Origin of the sequence: Bacillus sp. FSL L8-0167, from assembly GCF_038630295.1 — a bacterium.
Taxonomy (GTDB): domain Bacteria; phylum Bacillota; class Bacilli; order Bacillales; family Bacillaceae; genus Bacillus; species Bacillus safensis.
Genome location: NZ_CP152027.1, coordinates 2,718,576 through 2,733,658 on the forward strand (window position 1 = coordinate 2,718,576; position 15,083 = coordinate 2,733,658).

At 42.8% G+C, this 15,083-nt stretch carries 14 protein-coding genes and 1 riboswitch; of the genes, 4 read left to right on the top strand and 10 right to left on the bottom strand.

All coding sequences use genetic code 11. The features are described from left to right. Positions 1–98: 98 nt before the first annotated feature. Together MHB66_RS14000 and MHB66_RS14005 are read left to right on the top strand one after the other, a co-directional pair. Positions 99–1,064 carry a TIGR01212 family radical SAM protein gene (locus tag MHB66_RS14000; protein WP_017358356.1) on the top strand — a complete coding sequence of 322 codons (966 nt, stop codon included), beginning with the start codon at positions 99–101 and terminating at the stop codon, positions 1,062–1,064. Continuing rightward, positions 1,061–1,633 (top strand): class I SAM-dependent methyltransferase, encoded by a 573-nt coding sequence (locus MHB66_RS14005; protein ID WP_046312150.1) that lies wholly within the window; start codon positions 1,061–1,063, stop codon positions 1,631–1,633. The genes MHB66_RS14000 and MHB66_RS14005 overlap by 4 nt, the downstream gene beginning before the upstream one ends. A gap of 178 nt (positions 1,634–1,811) precedes the next feature. Here the strand turns inward: MHB66_RS14005 and MHB66_RS14010 are convergent, their stop codons facing one another. Beyond that, positions 1,812–2,891, bottom strand: coding sequence for a tetraprenyl-beta-curcumene synthase family protein (locus tag MHB66_RS14010; protein ID WP_024424905.1), 1,080 nt, complete (start codon positions 2,889–2,891; stop codon positions 1,812–1,814). Positions 2,892–2,921: 30 nt separating this feature from the next. Continuing rightward, entirely contained in the window at positions 2,922–3,701 is a 780-nt protein-coding gene (locus tag MHB66_RS14015) for an alpha/beta hydrolase (RefSeq protein WP_024424906.1), read from the bottom strand. A gap of 45 nt (positions 3,702–3,746) precedes the next feature. Between MHB66_RS14015 and MHB66_RS14020 the strand changes: the two genes are divergently transcribed. Further along, positions 3,747–4,262: a gamma carbonic anhydrase family protein gene (locus MHB66_RS14020; RefSeq protein WP_046312152.1), complete on the top strand. Its 516-nt coding sequence runs from the start codon at positions 3,747–3,749 to the stop codon at positions 4,260–4,262. Between the two features lie 142 nt (positions 4,263–4,404). Here the strand turns inward: MHB66_RS14020 and asnB are convergent, their stop codons facing one another. Further along, positions 4,405–6,303: an asparagine synthase (glutamine-hydrolyzing) gene (gene asnB / locus MHB66_RS14025; RefSeq protein ID WP_046312154.1), complete on the bottom strand. Its 1,899-nt coding sequence runs from the start codon at positions 6,301–6,303 to the stop codon at positions 4,405–4,407. 148 nt (positions 6,304–6,451) lie between these two features. Then, positions 6,452–7,654, bottom strand: a complete 1,203-nt coding sequence (gene metK, locus MHB66_RS14030) for a methionine adenosyltransferase (protein WP_034279424.1) — start codon at positions 7,652–7,654, stop codon at positions 6,452–6,454. Positions 7,655–7,849: 195 nt separating this feature from the next. Beyond that, positions 7,850–7,984, bottom strand: a riboswitch (SAM riboswitch). Positions 7,985–8,210: 226 nt separating this feature from the next. Here metK and pckA point away from each other — a divergent pair. Beyond that, the gene (gene pckA / locus MHB66_RS14035) at positions 8,211–9,797 is read left to right on the top strand and encodes a phosphoenolpyruvate carboxykinase (ATP) (protein WP_024424910.1); all 1,587 of its coding nucleotides are present in this window, start codon (positions 8,211–8,213) and stop codon (positions 9,795–9,797) included. Between the two features lie 42 nt (positions 9,798–9,839). Here pckA and MHB66_RS14040 read toward each other — a convergent pair whose 3' ends face one another. From MHB66_RS14040 to MHB66_RS14065, 6 genes are read right to left on the bottom strand one after another with little or no spacing between them, the layout of a single operon-like run. Continuing rightward, the gene (locus MHB66_RS14040; RefSeq protein ID WP_025092385.1) at positions 9,840–10,082 is read right to left on the bottom strand and encodes a DUF2584 domain-containing protein; all 243 of its coding nucleotides are present in this window, start codon (positions 10,080–10,082) and stop codon (positions 9,840–9,842) included. A 39-nt stretch (positions 10,083–10,121) separates the two neighbouring features. Next, a complete protein-coding gene (locus tag MHB66_RS14045; RefSeq protein ID WP_041107366.1) occupies positions 10,122–10,916 on the bottom strand; it encodes a prolyl oligopeptidase family serine peptidase in 795 nt (264 codons plus the stop codon). A 26-nt stretch (positions 10,917–10,942) separates the two neighbouring features. Then, complete coding sequence (gene crtI, locus MHB66_RS14050) at positions 10,943–12,424, bottom strand: phytoene desaturase family protein (RefSeq protein WP_046312158.1); 1,482 nt, start codon at positions 12,422–12,424, stop codon at positions 10,943–10,945. Next, positions 12,421–13,548 (bottom strand): glycosyltransferase, encoded by a 1,128-nt coding sequence (locus MHB66_RS14055; RefSeq protein WP_046312160.1) that lies wholly within the window; start codon positions 13,546–13,548, stop codon positions 12,421–12,423. Before MHB66_RS14055 ends, crtI begins: the two co-directional genes overlap by 4 nt. Continuing rightward, positions 13,533–14,279: a lysophospholipid acyltransferase family protein gene (locus tag MHB66_RS14060; protein ID WP_046312162.1), complete on the bottom strand. Its 747-nt coding sequence runs from the start codon at positions 14,277–14,279 to the stop codon at positions 13,533–13,535. Before MHB66_RS14060 ends, MHB66_RS14055 begins: the two co-directional genes overlap by 16 nt. Next, entirely contained in the window at positions 14,248–14,976 is a 729-nt protein-coding gene (locus tag MHB66_RS14065) for a carotenoid biosynthesis protein (protein WP_046312165.1), read from the bottom strand. Before MHB66_RS14065 ends, MHB66_RS14060 begins: the two co-directional genes overlap by 32 nt. Between the last annotated feature and the right edge of the window lie 107 nt (positions 14,977–15,083).

Here is a 15,083-nt window from a genome sequence, read left to right on the forward strand (position 1 = left end):
TTTTCACTAAAGAAAATGTTGGACAGATTCAATTGTCCTCCTTCGTGATTTTTGTTAAACTTTAAGGATGCCTATTATTATGCAAGGAGGTTACTGACTTGGATCAGCATAACCCTTTTTTATATTCAAACAGCGAAAAACGTTATCACACATGGAACTACCATTTGCGTGAACACTTTGGTCATAAAGTATTTAAAGTAGCCTTAGACGGCGGCTTTGACTGCCCAAACCGTGATGGTACTGTAGCCCACGGCGGCTGTACATTTTGCAGTGCCGCTGGATCTGGTGATTTTGCAGGAAACCGGGCTGATGATCTCATCACTCAATTTAACGAAATCAAAGACCGGATGCATACAAAATGGAAAGACGGAAAATACATGGCGTATTTCCAGGCGTATACAAACACACACGCGCCGCTTCCTGTCCTAAAAGAAAAATATGAAACCGTCATGAATCTAGATGGTGTCGTAGGTCTATCCATTGCAACAAGACCTGACTGTCTGCCGGATGACGTAGTGGAGTATTTAGCCGAATTAAACGAACGCACTTACCTATGGGTAGAGCTTGGTCTTCAAACGGTACACGAACGGACAGCTATGCTCATTAACCGTGCTCATGATTATGAATGCTACGTTGAAGGTGTAGAAAAACTGAGAAAACACGGAATTCGTGTCTGCTCACATATCATCAATGGATTGCCTCTTGAAAACCGAGACATGATGATGGAAACAGCAAAAGCTGTTGCGGATTTAGATGTGCAGGGAATTAAAATTCATTTGCTTCACCTTTTAAAAGGGACTCCAATGGTCAAGCAATATGAAAAAGGAAAGCTTGAGTTTTTAAGCCAGGAGGAATATGTTCAGCTTGTTTGTGATCAGCTGGAGATTCTGCCGCCAGAAATGATTATTCACCGTATTACAGGGGACGGCCCAATTGAATTAATGGTTGGTCCAATGTGGAGTGTTAACAAGTGGGAAGTGCTCAATGCCATTAATGCTGAGCTCGAAAGACGTAACAGCTACCAAGGGAAACGTTTCGTCAGATTGGAAGAAGCAGCCAAATGATTTTGAAACGCATGCTTCCTTTTAGTAAAGAGCTGTTAGAACGCGCTTGTCAAAAAGGCGACATCGTCATAGATGCAACAATGGGAAACGGCCATGATACACTCTATTTAGCGGACCTTGTAGGAACTGAAGGACAAGTGTTTGCATTCGACGTGCAAGAGGAAGCCTTGCAGCAGACAAGCAAAAGGCTTGGCGGTCAATATCCTTACGTTCACCTGATCCATGATGGACATGAAAAACTGGCGGATCATCTTCCGAAGGATGTTTATGAACATATATCTGGTGCAGTGTTTAACCTTGGGTATTTGCCTGGAGGCGATAAAACCGTCACCACTCAGGCTCATACAACCATTGAAGCGATCAAACAGCTCCTCGAATGGCTCAAACCCGGAGGTCTGATCGTCCTTGTGATCTACCACGGACATCCCGAAGGTAAAAGAGAAAAAGAAGTGCTTCTCGACTATTGCAGATCACTCCCTCATGAAGAGGTACAAGTTTTATCATATCAATACATGAATATTCAAAACGACCCGCCTTTCGTGGTCGCCATTGAAAAAAAGCTAAAATGATGTGCATTTTAGCTTTTTTCTTCTTTTCAGCGTGATAGAAAACCTTTGCAGTCTAGGAACGGGCGAGCACCGGAACGGAGCGAATTTGACATTCGTGAGTACCGGCGCGCAGACCTGACACCGAATGCGAGGGTTTGTCTACACGCTGAAGCTCAAATCCTAATGGATTTGAGCTTTTTTATGATGATTTCATCCAAGGCATTTTCTGATAGGTCCGATAGGCTCTTCCGTTAATATAGAAAAAGAACGATGTTTTCCCGCTTGATTTGATCAGCCTTTTTGCCAGCTTGTTCATCTCTTTTTGGGCTGTCACTTTTTCATCGGACAAATAGACCGCCAGTAATCCTCTGTTAATCAATTTGTGAAAGTTTTCATGCGGAATACCTTTCAGCTGCTCATCCGCTTTTTCGATAAAATGCTGAAGTCTATCCATCATTTCATGATGAGAATCATAGTATGAGCAAAAGTTCAGATCTCCCCCAAGCCTGTCCTCTTCTTGGTCTATTAAATAATCGAGTAAAATGTGCAGACCTTGAATATAAGGGAAATAGCTTTCGTAAATTTGCTTCGCCTGCTTTTCTGTAAAATCAGGCTGCAGCGCATACGCCACAAGACAGAATATCCCTAACGTTGATCCCGCACAAGCTGAAAACTCATACCATTCCATCTTCGGCAAATCTTTTTCATATTGGCGGAACCATGACTCTAGCCGTGGTACACGCTCATGGGGAACAACGTGCTTATGTACTTGCAGGTCACTATAGTAATCACACAGCGTGTGTAAATATGGCTGAATGATCGGATAATGTCGAACACGCGTAAGCACATCTTGGCATGTGCGGACAAGCGCATGTAAATATCCATGATCCTCTTGATCATCACGGAATTGATAGTATGGCTTGAGCTCAGCATGAATATCAAGCGCATCTCTCATCGCTTGATGCAGCATATGGAAATCCTTTGGATCAAGCGACGTGCTGCGGTCACAAAGGTTATCTAAGTAATCACTGATGGTTTGATACGCCACAATGAATTCAATACATGTTTCTTTCTCTTCACCTGCCAGAAGAGATAAAATACCTCCGCCTTCACAGTGAAACGTTTTACTCGATATGCTCGCTAGTGCCTGCGTTCTCAGTTCTTCATTTTCAATCATTTCGGCATGAGCCCGCCACTTTTTCAGCTCCTGATGAACAAGCGGAAAAATATCTTTATACACCTTTGTCATCAGTGCAAAAGGACGCTCTGGTACTGACAAATCACTCCACCCCCAACTTAAAGCTCACAATCAAATATATTGATCTGTAAAGGCTCTTGCCGCCTTAAACACATCTTCTCTTTCTGGTTCATTAAAAATTTCGTGATACAGCTCTTCCCATTCACGGTATGATTTATTGGTTGATTCTATGCCATTGAACCATTTAATCACCCTTGTTTTATCGACGATCTTATCATCGCCCGCCTGCATTAAAAGGAGCGGGATCGATTTAAAGACATTCGTCGGCTGCATCGCCGCATCGATATTTTTGATCAGCTCTCGATACCAGCGAACCGACACCTTTGTCACGTAAAGAGAATCATTTGAGTCTGCCTCAATGACCGCCTGATTTCGTGTGGCTAGTTCAATCGACAGCCCTGACTCCACTTTAAAAGACGGTGCCAGCACATTTAGACCTTTTGACGCAAAATCCATCAGCTTCTTCGGTTTAAATTGCAGACCTAAACAAGGTGATGATAAAATAAGGCCATTCAACTTCGTATGGGTATACTGCTTCATCCACTCAATTGAAATGAGTCCACCCATACTGTGTCCAAGTAAAAAAGTAGGAAGCCTGAATGATTTCGCATGCTCGATCCATTCATCGACTGTATCAATGTATTCTTGAAACGAACGAATGTGGCCTCGCGCACGTGTCGATGTGCCTTGCCCAGGCAAATCACCCATGACGACGTGATAGCCTGCATTCCGCCACATTTCAATCAGCCATTTATATCGGCCGTGATATTCACTCGCACCATGTACAATGACAATTGTACCAACTGGTCTTTCAGCATGCCAAGTCCACAAAGTAAACACCTCACAAATGTTGTATTAAGAAAGGAAGTCGAAAAAGTGATTTATCCATATCATCAGTTTACACCTGAGATTCATGAATCGGTCTTTGTCGCAGATAACGCCACCATTACCGGTGATGTCACAATTGGAGAATATTCGAGCGTGTGGTTCCAAACCGTCATCAGAGGCGATGTTGCACCTGTGAGAATTGGAAAGAACGTCAACATTCAAGATTTAACGTGCCTGCATCAAAGTCCTAGAAAAACACTTCTTATTGAAGATGGTGCTACCATTGGACACCAAGTCACATTACATAGCTCAATCATTCGAAAAAATGCCCTCATTGGCATGGGGTCTATCATTCTCGATGGTGCGGAGATTGGCGAAGGCGCCTTTATCGGTGCAGGAAGTCTTGTCCCTCAAGGAAAGGTCATCCCAAAAGGATCACTCGCTTTTGGCCGTCCAGCCAAAGTCGTTCGGCTGTTAACAGATGAAGATATCCAAGACATGGACCGAATCCGCAGAGAATATGTAGAAAAAGGACAATACTATCGTTCCCTTTTATCTCGTTAACATCATACGTGTATCTTCACTTTATCATGTTTTTTTCAGGATATTAAGCAATAACTATGAACCGCTTGTTATTTTACCCTTTTCCGCCACTTTCTATCATGACAAAAAAGGTTTTCAGCACAAAGCTGAAAACCTTTTTTCATTAACTAAAGATGACTTCTTTCGGTTGATGATTCAATTGCTCTGGATCAATACTGCGCTCGACATAAATGCTGTGCCAAATCATAAAAATCAGGACGGTCCAAATCTTACGGCTATGATCTGCTTTACCAGCACAATGTTCATTTAATAAATCAAGCACATACGCTTTGTTAATATATTCGTCAGTTTGACTGTTTTTAATGATGTCTTTCGCCCAAGCGTTCATCTCATTTTTCAGCCAATGACGAATTGGAACAGGGAAGCCCAGCTTCTTGCGGTTTAACACATGGTCAGGCACAATGCCTTCTGCTGCTTTACGCAATAAATATTTCGTTGTGCCATCTTTTGTTTTCAGCTCTTCTGGAATTTTAGAAGCCGCTTCAAATACGACCTTATCAAGGAAAGGAACGCGAAGCTCAAGAGAATTCGCCATTGTCATCTTATCTGCTTTCAGTAAGATGTCCCCGCGCATCCACGTATGAATATCAACATATTGCATTTTGTTAATATCACTGTAGCCTGCACTTTCCTCGAAGTATGTCTTCGTCACATCACGATACGTAATGTTCGGATCATACTGCTTTAAGAGGTTTTTCTTTACTGGCTCTTCAAAGATTTTCGCATTACCGATATAACGTTCCTCTAATGGTGTACAGCCGCGGACGATAAAACTTTTTCCTTTCATTCCTTCTGGCATTAAGCGCGCCAGACGAAGAAGAAGCTTTTTCAGCATAGATGGAACAGATTCAAATGGTTTAAGAGAAAGCGGCTCACGGTAAATATTATATCCACCGAACAGCTCGTCTGCTCCCTCACCAGAAAGAACGACCGTCACTTGTTTCTTCGCTTCCTTTGCCACGAAATACAATGGAATCGCCGCCGGATCAGCTAAAGGATCATCTAAATGCCAAACAATTTTCGGAAGCTCATTCATATATTCCTCAGGAGAAATCACCGCGCTGAAGTTTTGTAAGCCAAGCTTATCAGCCGTTTCCTTCGCTACATCAACTTCACTAAAGCCATCCTGCTGGAAGCCAACAGAAAACGTCTTCAGCTCAGGATGAAATTCCTTTGCAACAGATACGATGAAAGAAGAATCGATACCACCTGATAGGAATGAACCAACAGGTACATCACTTCTCATATGAACTTTCACAGAATCATAGATTGCATCGCGGACTTCTTCAATCAGCTTTTGTTCTTGTGTTTGCTCAGGCTTGAATTGAACTTTCCAGTAAGTCTTAAATTCAATCTCCTGTCCTGGGCGTAAAGTAAACTGATGACCTGGCTCTACTTTGTGCACCTTTTGATCAAGTGTATTTGGCTCAGGTACGAACTGGAATGACATGTATTGCTGCAAAGCAGTCTCATCAAATAAAATGTTCTCGTTCACTGCCATCAAGCTTTTGCGTTCAGATGCAAAGTACACTTGCTCATCCATTTGTGTAAAATAAAGCGGTTTGATGCCGAAAGGATCTCTTGCGCCATATAATAATTGCGCTTCTTTATCCCAAATTAAAAATGCAAACATGCCGCGAAGCTTAGAAGCCGCTTCTTCTTTATAATGACGGTATGTAGCAAGAAGTACTTCCGTATCAGAATCTGTGCTGAACGTATAGCCTTTTTTCACAAGCTCTTCCTTCAGCTCCACATAGTTATAAATTTCTCCGTTGAAAATAATCCAATACTTTTCATCTTCATATGAAAGCGGCTGCTTTCCGTGCTCAACATCTATAATACTTAAACGTCTAAATCCAAATCCTACATGCTCATCATGAAAGTAACCCTCATCATCCGGACCACGATGAACGATGAGACGATTCATTTGTTTAATTAGCTCTTCCTGTTCAGTAGTTTCGGACAATGGACGGTGATTAAATACACCAACAAACCCACACATATTATTGCCTCCACGTTATGTTATTTCTTAAAAGTAGACCTATAATTAGACAGTATTTTGTCCGATTTTGTTTCACATTTTTTCGCTTTTTGAAGATTTTTTTTTAATCAAAAGGAAAACCGCTTAAAATAAGCGGTTTTTTATGTTGTTATTGTCCCAATGCTTCTTTGCGAAGTGTATCGGCTTTATCCGTTTTTTCCCACGGAAGATCTAAGTCGTGACGGCCGAAATGTCCGTATGCAGCTGTTTGTTTGTAGATCGGACGGCGCAGGTCTAGCATTTTAATAATGCCAGCTGGACGAAGATCAAAGTTTGCACGAACCACTTCAATTAATTTTTCTTCTGAAGCTTTTCCTGTCCCGAATGTATCAATTGAAATTGATACAGGCTGTGCAACCCCAATTGCATAAGCAAGCTGTACTTCACAAGAATCTGCAAGGCCGGCAGCTACGATATTTTTCGCTACGTAACGAGCAGCGTATGCCGCAGAACGGTCAACCTTCGTTGCATCCTTACCTGAGAAAGCACCGCCTCCATGACGAGCGTATCCGCCATACGTATCAACGATGATTTTACGTCCAGTTAAACCAGCATCCCCTTGAGGTCCTCCGATCACGAAACGGCCAGTTGGGTTAATAAAGTATTTTGTCTGTTCATCAATCAGTTCACTTGGAACGACAGGACTGATGACATGCTCTTTTAAGTCACTTTGAATTTGTTCAAGCGTCACTTCTGGTGCATGCTGCGTAGAAATAACCACTGTGTCAATACGAACTGGTTTGTTTTGCTCATCATATTCAACTGTGACTTGTGTTTTTCCGTCTGGACGAAGGTATGCAAGTGTTTCATCCTTACGTACTTCTGTTAAACGGCGAGATAATTTATGCGCTAGTGAAATCGGCAGCGGCATGAGCTCTTCGGTTTCGTTATTGGCAAAACCAAACATCAATCCTTGGTCACCTGCACCAATCGCATCAATTTCTTCTTCCGTCATTGTTCCTTCACGTGCTTCAAGCGCTTTGTCTACACCTTGCGCAATATCAGCAGACTGTTCATCAATTGATGTAAGTACAGCACATGTTTCCGCATCAAAACCATATTTCGCACGTGTGTAGCCAATTTCCTTAATTGTGTCACGCACCGTCTTTGGAATATCGACATAAGTAGACGTTGTAATTTCACCGCTTACTAATACGAGACCGGTTGTAACAGAAGTTTCACAGGCAACACGTGCATTTGGATCTTTCTTTAAAATTTCATCCAAAATGCTGTCTGAAATTTGATCACAGATTTTATCCGGATGTCCTTCTGTCACTGATTCTGAAGTAAATAAACGACGATTTTGACTCATAATGGCTATTTCCTCCTGTACAAGACCACATCATCCCAAGATGAGGCCTCCAATATGATACGGAACTCGTTCCCTCTTATATTTGAAAACGTTTATATTAGAGATGTTATTGGCAATTTGTTCATATGATATCCCAAAAATAAAAAAACCATTTCCTTCATTGCGAGGAAAGGGTCTGAGATCGCATGCCTTTCACTCTTATCGCTCAAGGTGTTCTTGTACCTTGCATCAGGTTAGCACCTTGGTTTCTCAGCATTTTCATGCCTTTTAAATAAGAAACCGGTTGCTGGGCTTCATCGGGCCTGTCCCTCCACCAACTCGGGATAAGAGTATCCGTTCAATAAGATATCTTATCTTAAACCCTTGCGTCATGTCAATGCTTCATAAGAATTATCTCCCTCTTTTTTCTCCTCACCATTAGCATCACCAAAAAGCATATTTTCATAGCAGAAATGAAAAAACACACACAAAAATTTTTAAATAGTATAGACTATTATTATTAATGTGTTATACTAATCGAAACAAACAAATTCAACGGTAAAGGAAGGGTTTTTTTATGAACTCAGTGGATTTAAAAGAAGATTTGCAGTCATTGCTCTCATTAGAAAATACGCACCAAAATTTATCTGTTCCGAAACTTGTTGAAAAGATTTTGGCACGTAATGAAGGCGTTTTAACATCAACTGGAGCTGTCCGCGCTACAACTGGAGCCTACACAGGACGTTCGCCTAAAGATAAATTTATCGTCAAAGAAGAAAGCTCTGAACATAAAATCGATTGGGGTCAAGTAAACCAGCCGATCTCCAAAGAAGCATTTGACCGTTTATATACAAAGGTTGTGTCATACTTAAAAGAACGTGATGAACTATTCGTCTTTGAAGGGTTTGCAGGCGCTGACGAAAGATATCGTATGCCGATTACAGTTGTAAACGAATTCGCATGGCACAATCTTTTTGCCAAGCAGCTATTTATCAGACCTGACGGGTCAACACCTTCTTCAAACGAAAAACCTTTCACCATCTTATCTGCACCGCACTTTAAAGCAGATCCTGCAACAGATGGCACAAACTCTGAAACGTTTATCATCGTTTCTTTTGAAAAACGCACGATTCTTATCGGTGGAACAGAATATGCAGGAGAAATGAAAAAGTCCATTTTCTCTGTGATGAACTACCTGCTTCCTGAGCAAGATATTTTATCCATGCACTGCTCAGCAAACGTAGGTCAAGAAGGCGATGTGGCCCTATTCTTCGGACTTTCAGGTACGGGGAAAACGACGCTTTCTGCAAGCGCAAGCCGCAAGCTGATCGGAGACGATGAACACGGCTGGTCTGGCACAGGGGTCTTCAATATCGAGGGCGGATGCTATGCGAAATGTGTGAACTTAAGTGAAGAAAAAGAACCTCAGATCTACAAAGCGATCAGCTTCGGATCAGTTCTTGAGAACGTTGTGCTTGATGAAGAAACACGTGAAGCGGATTACGATGATACTTTCTTTACTGAAAATACACGCGCTGCTTACCCAATCGAAATGATTGATAACATCGTGAAACCAAGTATCGCAGGACATCCATCTGCCATTGTCTTCTTAACAGCGGATGCGTTTGGCGTCTTACCTCCAATCAGCCGTTTAACAAAAGAGCAGGCAATGTACCATTTCTTGAGCGGGTACACAAGTAAATTAGCTGGAACTGAGCGCGGTGTCACATCACCAGAAACGACATTCTCTACTTGCTTCGGTTCACCATTCCTTCCGCTTCCAGCTCACGTCTATGCTGAAATGCTTGGCAAAAAGATTGATGAGCACGGTGCAAAAGTATTCCTTGTGAATACAGGCTGGACTGGCGGAGGCTACGGTACAGGCAAACGAATGAATCTCGCTCATACAAGAGCAATGGTGCAGGCAGCAATCGAAGGTGACCTTGACAATGCCGAGATGATTACTGATGACATCTTTGGCTTACACATCCCGCTTCATATTCCTGGTGTACCAGATGAAGTGCTTCAACCTGCTAAAACATGGGATGACCAAGAGGCTTATCAAGAAAAAGCACACTTCCTTGCCAATGAATTTAAAAAGAACTTCCAAAAATTCAGCCACGCGGCAAGTGACATTGAAGCCAAAGGCGGTCCACTCGTATAACCAAATGAAAAAAGCTGAGGAGAATAAAATCCCTCAGCTTTTTTAGTTTGTTGAATGCAAGGACACAAGACGGTACGTCACCTTCGTGACATTGTCTGTCAGCTCCAGCTTTTCAACATGTGCAGTCCCTGTTTTTTCTCCGTCTTTCGTTTTGCGCACCTCAAGTGGAATATTTAATGGATAAATGCGATATCCATCCTTCATGAGTTCAAATACATTTTCTTCAATTCTTGTCTCTTTTCCCTTTGTGACAATCATTGTATTAAATTCAACAGGCATTCCCATAATGAAAATCCCCCTACTTTCTATATTTCGTTATACTGCTTATTTTACCACATTTCCGCTTTTTCGGCTGTGCATCCATGTGGTCAGCCTTCTCACAATTTCTCGATTATGCTGCGGCGGGAAATAGTGGTTGTATCCGTGGAAATACCATGTCTCCACGGATTTCCCGTGCTGGCGCAGCGCATCTTCTAACAAATACGCATGCTCAATCGATACATTTTGGTCCTCTTCTCCGTGGATGATAAGGACAGGTGCTTCAATTTTGTCCACATCATTTAAAGGGGTTCTGTTCTCATATGCCTCTGGCACCTTATGCGGCGGGCCGCCAATCACACGCTTCATCATCCGTCTCATATCCACACGCTCTTCATAAGTCAGTTTCATATCACTGACGCCTCCCCATGTGACAAAGGAAGCTGCCTCCTGTTTCATTTCAACAGCGGTCCAGATGCCCATAATACCGCCTCGCGAAAAACCAAAGATATGAATGCGGTCCTTCTTCACTTTTTTGTGCTGTTTTAACAGTTGAAAGGCAGCGAACGCATCTTTTCGATCTTCTCCGGCAAAATCTTCGTTCCCTTCGCCTCCTTGGTTTCCCCGGTAAAAGGGAGCAAAGACGACAAAGCCCTGCGCGGCAAATTGCACAATCCGGCCCGGTCTGACCATCCCCACATTTTTAATGCCGCCTCGTAAATACAAAAAGCCGTCGTAGAAACCTTCTCCGGCTGGTTCAGCGAGCAGCCCTTTCATCCGAAGTCCATCTGCCTCATAGGTCACTGTATATAAGTGAATATGCGGATGGGGCGACGGAAACCTTCTTTTTTCCACAATCACTCGATTTCTCTCCTTTTCATCTTTGATTACGTCCATTGCTTCAGCATCGCTTCTGCGACAAGCTGGCCTGATTTTGTCACCATCGGCGTGCCGCCGCCTGGATGACTTGTTCCCCCAACAAACCAAAGTCCTTCAATATCCTTTGACTGATTATTGATGCGAAAGAACGCCTGTTTGAACGAGTTTGAAGACATGCCATAAATGGCTCCACGATATGCCCCCGTTTTCTGCTGCAGATCGAGCGGGGTTTGAACCGCTTCATATTCGATAAGCTCATCCAAATCAAAAAGACCTTTTTCCATTAATTTGTTTTTTACATGCTGACGATATGTCTCCTTTAGCATGTCCCAATCTTGCTCTTTTGTCACATAAGGTGCATTGGCCAGTACAAACAGGTTGCTTCTTCCCGGTCCTCCGCTTAAAGCTGGTTCTGAATGACCTGAATAGCATATGTATAGCGCCGGGTCTTGAGGCAGCTGTTTTTTCTGAAAAATATCCTTGAATTCTTGCTCATAATCCTCAGGGAAAAACACATTGTGATGGGCCAGCTGTTCATAGACTTTAGGTACACCTAATAAGAGAACAAAGCCCGACAACGACGGTTCAATGCCAGACAGTTTTTGATTTAAATAACGAGGACGGTTTTTTTCATCTATGAGATGACGGTATACAGTCAGCGCATCTGCTCCTGCAATGACTTGATCTGCCTCATACATCTGCTGATCCGTTTCCACTCCTTTGACCTGCCGATCCTTCACATGAATCTTGTTCACTTGTTCATTGAGGTGAATCTGAACACCTAATTCTTTTGCCAGTGTCTCAAATGCCTCAACTAAACGATATGTACCGCCCTGTATTCCATAAATCCCTTTCTCCCCTTCTAAAAACGCCATCATATTAAAAATAGCCGGCGCCTCGTAGGGAGAGGAGCCAATATAAGTAGCATACCGTCCAAACATCGCCAATGTATGGGGGTGACGGAAATATTGACGCAGCAGGCGCTGAACGGATGTGAACGGTTTGACAGCGAGAAGTGCTTTCATCAGCTTTAAATCCGCCTTATCCTTCCAGCTCAATAACAGACGATTTAAAAACTGCTCCTCTGCCTTTTGAAAAAGCGCCTTTGATTCCTGCAAAAATGCACGGTATTGCTTCGCATCTTCAGGACTGAATGCAGCAATTTGTGATTCCATTTGCTCCATATTCGGCGTAAACTCGACCGTATGTCCATCTGGAAAAAAATTTTTGGTAAGCGGAGAAATCTGATAAAAGGTCACATAATCCTCCATCCGTCTATGACAGGCTGTAAACACTTCTTCAAAATATGTCTTCATTGTAATGGTACTCGGTCCTAAATCAAAAGAGTAGCCTGCTCCGTGATGGCGCTGCAATTTCCCGCCTAAAGCCGCTTCTTTTTCTAAAATGGTGACCTGAACCCCGCGTGACTGTAGACGGATCGCGGCTGATAATCCGCCAAATCCGCCGCCGATGATGATCACTTTTTTCATTCGTACCTTCTCCCTTTCCATTCATACCCTTCTTTTTTCAGCCCGATTTTCATAGAAGCAAAGCCAATGGCGATCAGGCTTAAAATACTGAGCGGCAATAAAAAAGCCATTGCAGAGGTCCGCCCGTTTTCAATATCAATTGCCGCTTTAATCGATACACCCAGCCCATAGCAAAGAATCGCTAAGCATATGCTCAAAACATCCAGCTGAAACAATGCGATCATGAAACAAATGACAGGAACCAAATAAAGGAGGGTGTATAAACAAAAGACAGTGCTTAACAGAGGAATGCTTCGATTCACACCCGGGAACAAATTTTTCCGGTAACCTTCCCAAACCTCTTGTCCACTTTCATACATTCTCATATACACAAATGGATGAATGCTTGCAAGTGTGAACGGAAAGCCTTTTTCCTTCACCCGTTTAGCCAAAGCCATATCATCAACGAGTGAATCCTTGATCGCTTTATGCCCGCCAATGTCGTGATAACAATTCTTTTCAATGGCAATAAAACCGCCATGTGCTGCGGCAAAAGCGGGATTCTTAGATTTTCTTACCCATTTCACTGGCAGATGACAGCCAATGGTAAACATCATCATAGGAACCACAAGATGCTCAAAAAATGTACCTGTTTTTTGTTCTGGAAAACCTGACAGCATGCCCGTTTTTTGCATACATAACTGCTTGTATACTGATTCAACTGCCCCTTTTTTTAACCGGACATCCGCATCTAAAAATAGCAGCCAGTCAGAAGCTGCTGCCTCCGCGAGCTGAGAACAGGCATATGATTTACCAAGCCAGCCTCGCTTTAATAGCTGACCTGACTGGACACGGATCCACGGATATGTTTCTGCGAAGCGCTCCACCATCGCTCTTGTCTGATCTGTCGAATGGTCATCAAGTACGATAAGCTCTTTTGGGTAAAGACGTTGATCAACAATCGACTGAAGACAGGCTTCTATCCTTTTTTCCTCATTTCTCGCTGGAATTAAAATCGATAACGAAATAGGTTCATCAGGCGAAATGGATGCTGGCTTTAAAACAGGAAGCTGCCTCATATTCCATATGGTGAAAATAAACTGACAGAGCAAGAGTACACTGATCACGGTTAAGAAGACCGCCATGTTTTCACCCACTTTTTAAAGGAATCAAACGCATCACTTGTTGACTGACTTGTCCTCGTCATCTGTCTAAATTCTTGATTAGTTGTAAAATCAGGATCTGCGATGACCTGTGCTTGATGTGAGTTTAACTGCGTTTCAAGGAGATCCCTAAGCAAATTCGTCACGTCCTTGCTTCGAAGTTCTCCGCCAGATACAAAGGTATCTTCACCAAACAAAGCAGATACTGTCGGCTTTTGAAATTGATTAAATGTATAATGCAAGGTCACAGGCTTCACCACAACTTGCTCAAATTGTCTCACTAAAAAAGAAGCCCCGCCCTCCAATTCAAGCGGCCGCACATCCTGATGCATGATTTTCCCCTGTGGAAAAAGCCATACAGCCCTGCCAGCCTGCATGTTCTCTTTTGCCATCATTAATGCTTGCTTCACACTTTTCAGATTCTCTTTATGAACCGGAAACGCTCCAAGCTTTCGGAAAAAGGCATATTGCTTCAGCTGTTTCTCCTCCATCATCATATAGTGATCGAGCCCAGATGCTTTTTCTGTTAAAAGAAAGATGATCAGTCCATCCCACCAGGAGCTATGATTAGCGAGATAAAGAACAGGCAGCTTCTCGTTTGGGTCCACAGCGCCTTTCATCATCACGCAGCGGAAATGTTTATGAAGTAAATACCGCTCAAGATAAAGAGAAAATATACGTCTAAACGATCGGCTTTTGTCGCTTTCTTTCAAATTGAACCCTTCCTTCACACAAAATAACAATGATTAGCGCTAAATAAAAAATGACATCGAGCCCGCCCTTTAATGCCAGCACACCAAAAAAGAACACCATTGCCTGATAAATACGGCTCGTCCAGCTGAGGGCCTTTTGACCAACCTGAACAAGCGGGAAGAGAAAGGAAAGTCCTGCTCCAATCATACCCCAGCTCACAAAATTCTCAAAAGGAATACCATAAAAACCACCGCCGTCATACCACACCCAAAATTTCCGTTCAGCCGCTACTGGGTCTAATATGAGGTCAAGCAAGACAATCCATATCCCCGTTTCGACAGCTCGTTTCCATTTCGACTGCTGAGTGGATAAAAAAAGGCTGTTTAAAAACACACCAACCCATGCAAAAGCAATGGTTAAAGGCACTCCAGCCACTAGAAAACCTAACGTCGGATAATAGTCATAGGCCCCGAAAGGAAAACCAGTTGTGATCCCTATCCATTCAACCGTAAATGTCAGCACACCGACAATGGCTGCCCTTTTGATCACACCAACCCATGCCCCATAAATATTTCGCCCAATCTCTATCACACAGCAGGCATACAGCACAAGGAAAATGCCATTTGCAAACTGAAGCCATGCTGGCACTTCAAAAGAGACCATTAATATGAGCCCTACTAAATACCAGCCAAGAAATACCCAACTCACTCTATACACGAAACCGCCCCTTTATTTCTTCCAAATTCAAGAAAGTATTCATGCTTCTAGTATAGAAAAAAAGACACGTTCTATAAATAAACAATGCGCTTCTTATTTTCATCTAG

Bases quoted from the DNA above. Each gene is read 5' to 3' on its own strand.
- metK (WP_034279424.1), bottom strand. From the start codon at position 7,654: ATGAGTCAAAATCGTCGTTTATTTACTTCAGAATCAGTGACAGAAGGA.
- MHB66_RS14005 (WP_046312150.1), top strand. From the start codon at position 1,061: ATGATTTTGAAACGCATGCTTCCTTTTAGTAAAGAGCTGTTAGAACGC.
- crtI (WP_046312158.1), bottom strand. From the start codon at position 12,424: ATGAAAAAAGTGATCATCATCGGCGGCGGATTTGGCGGATTATCAGCC.
- asnB (WP_046312154.1), bottom strand. From the start codon at position 6,303: ATGTGTGGGTTTGTTGGTGTATTTAATCACCGTCCATTGTCCGAAACT.
- pckA (WP_024424910.1), top strand. From the start codon at position 8,211: ATGAACTCAGTGGATTTAAAAGAAGATTTGCAGTCATTGCTCTCATTA.
- MHB66_RS14040 (WP_025092385.1), bottom strand. From the start codon at position 10,082: ATGGGAATGCCTGTTGAATTTAATACAATGATTGTCACAAAGGGAAAA.
- MHB66_RS14055 (WP_046312160.1), bottom strand. From the start codon at position 13,548: ATGGCGGTCTTCTTAACCGTGATCAGTGTACTCTTGCTCTGTCAGTTT.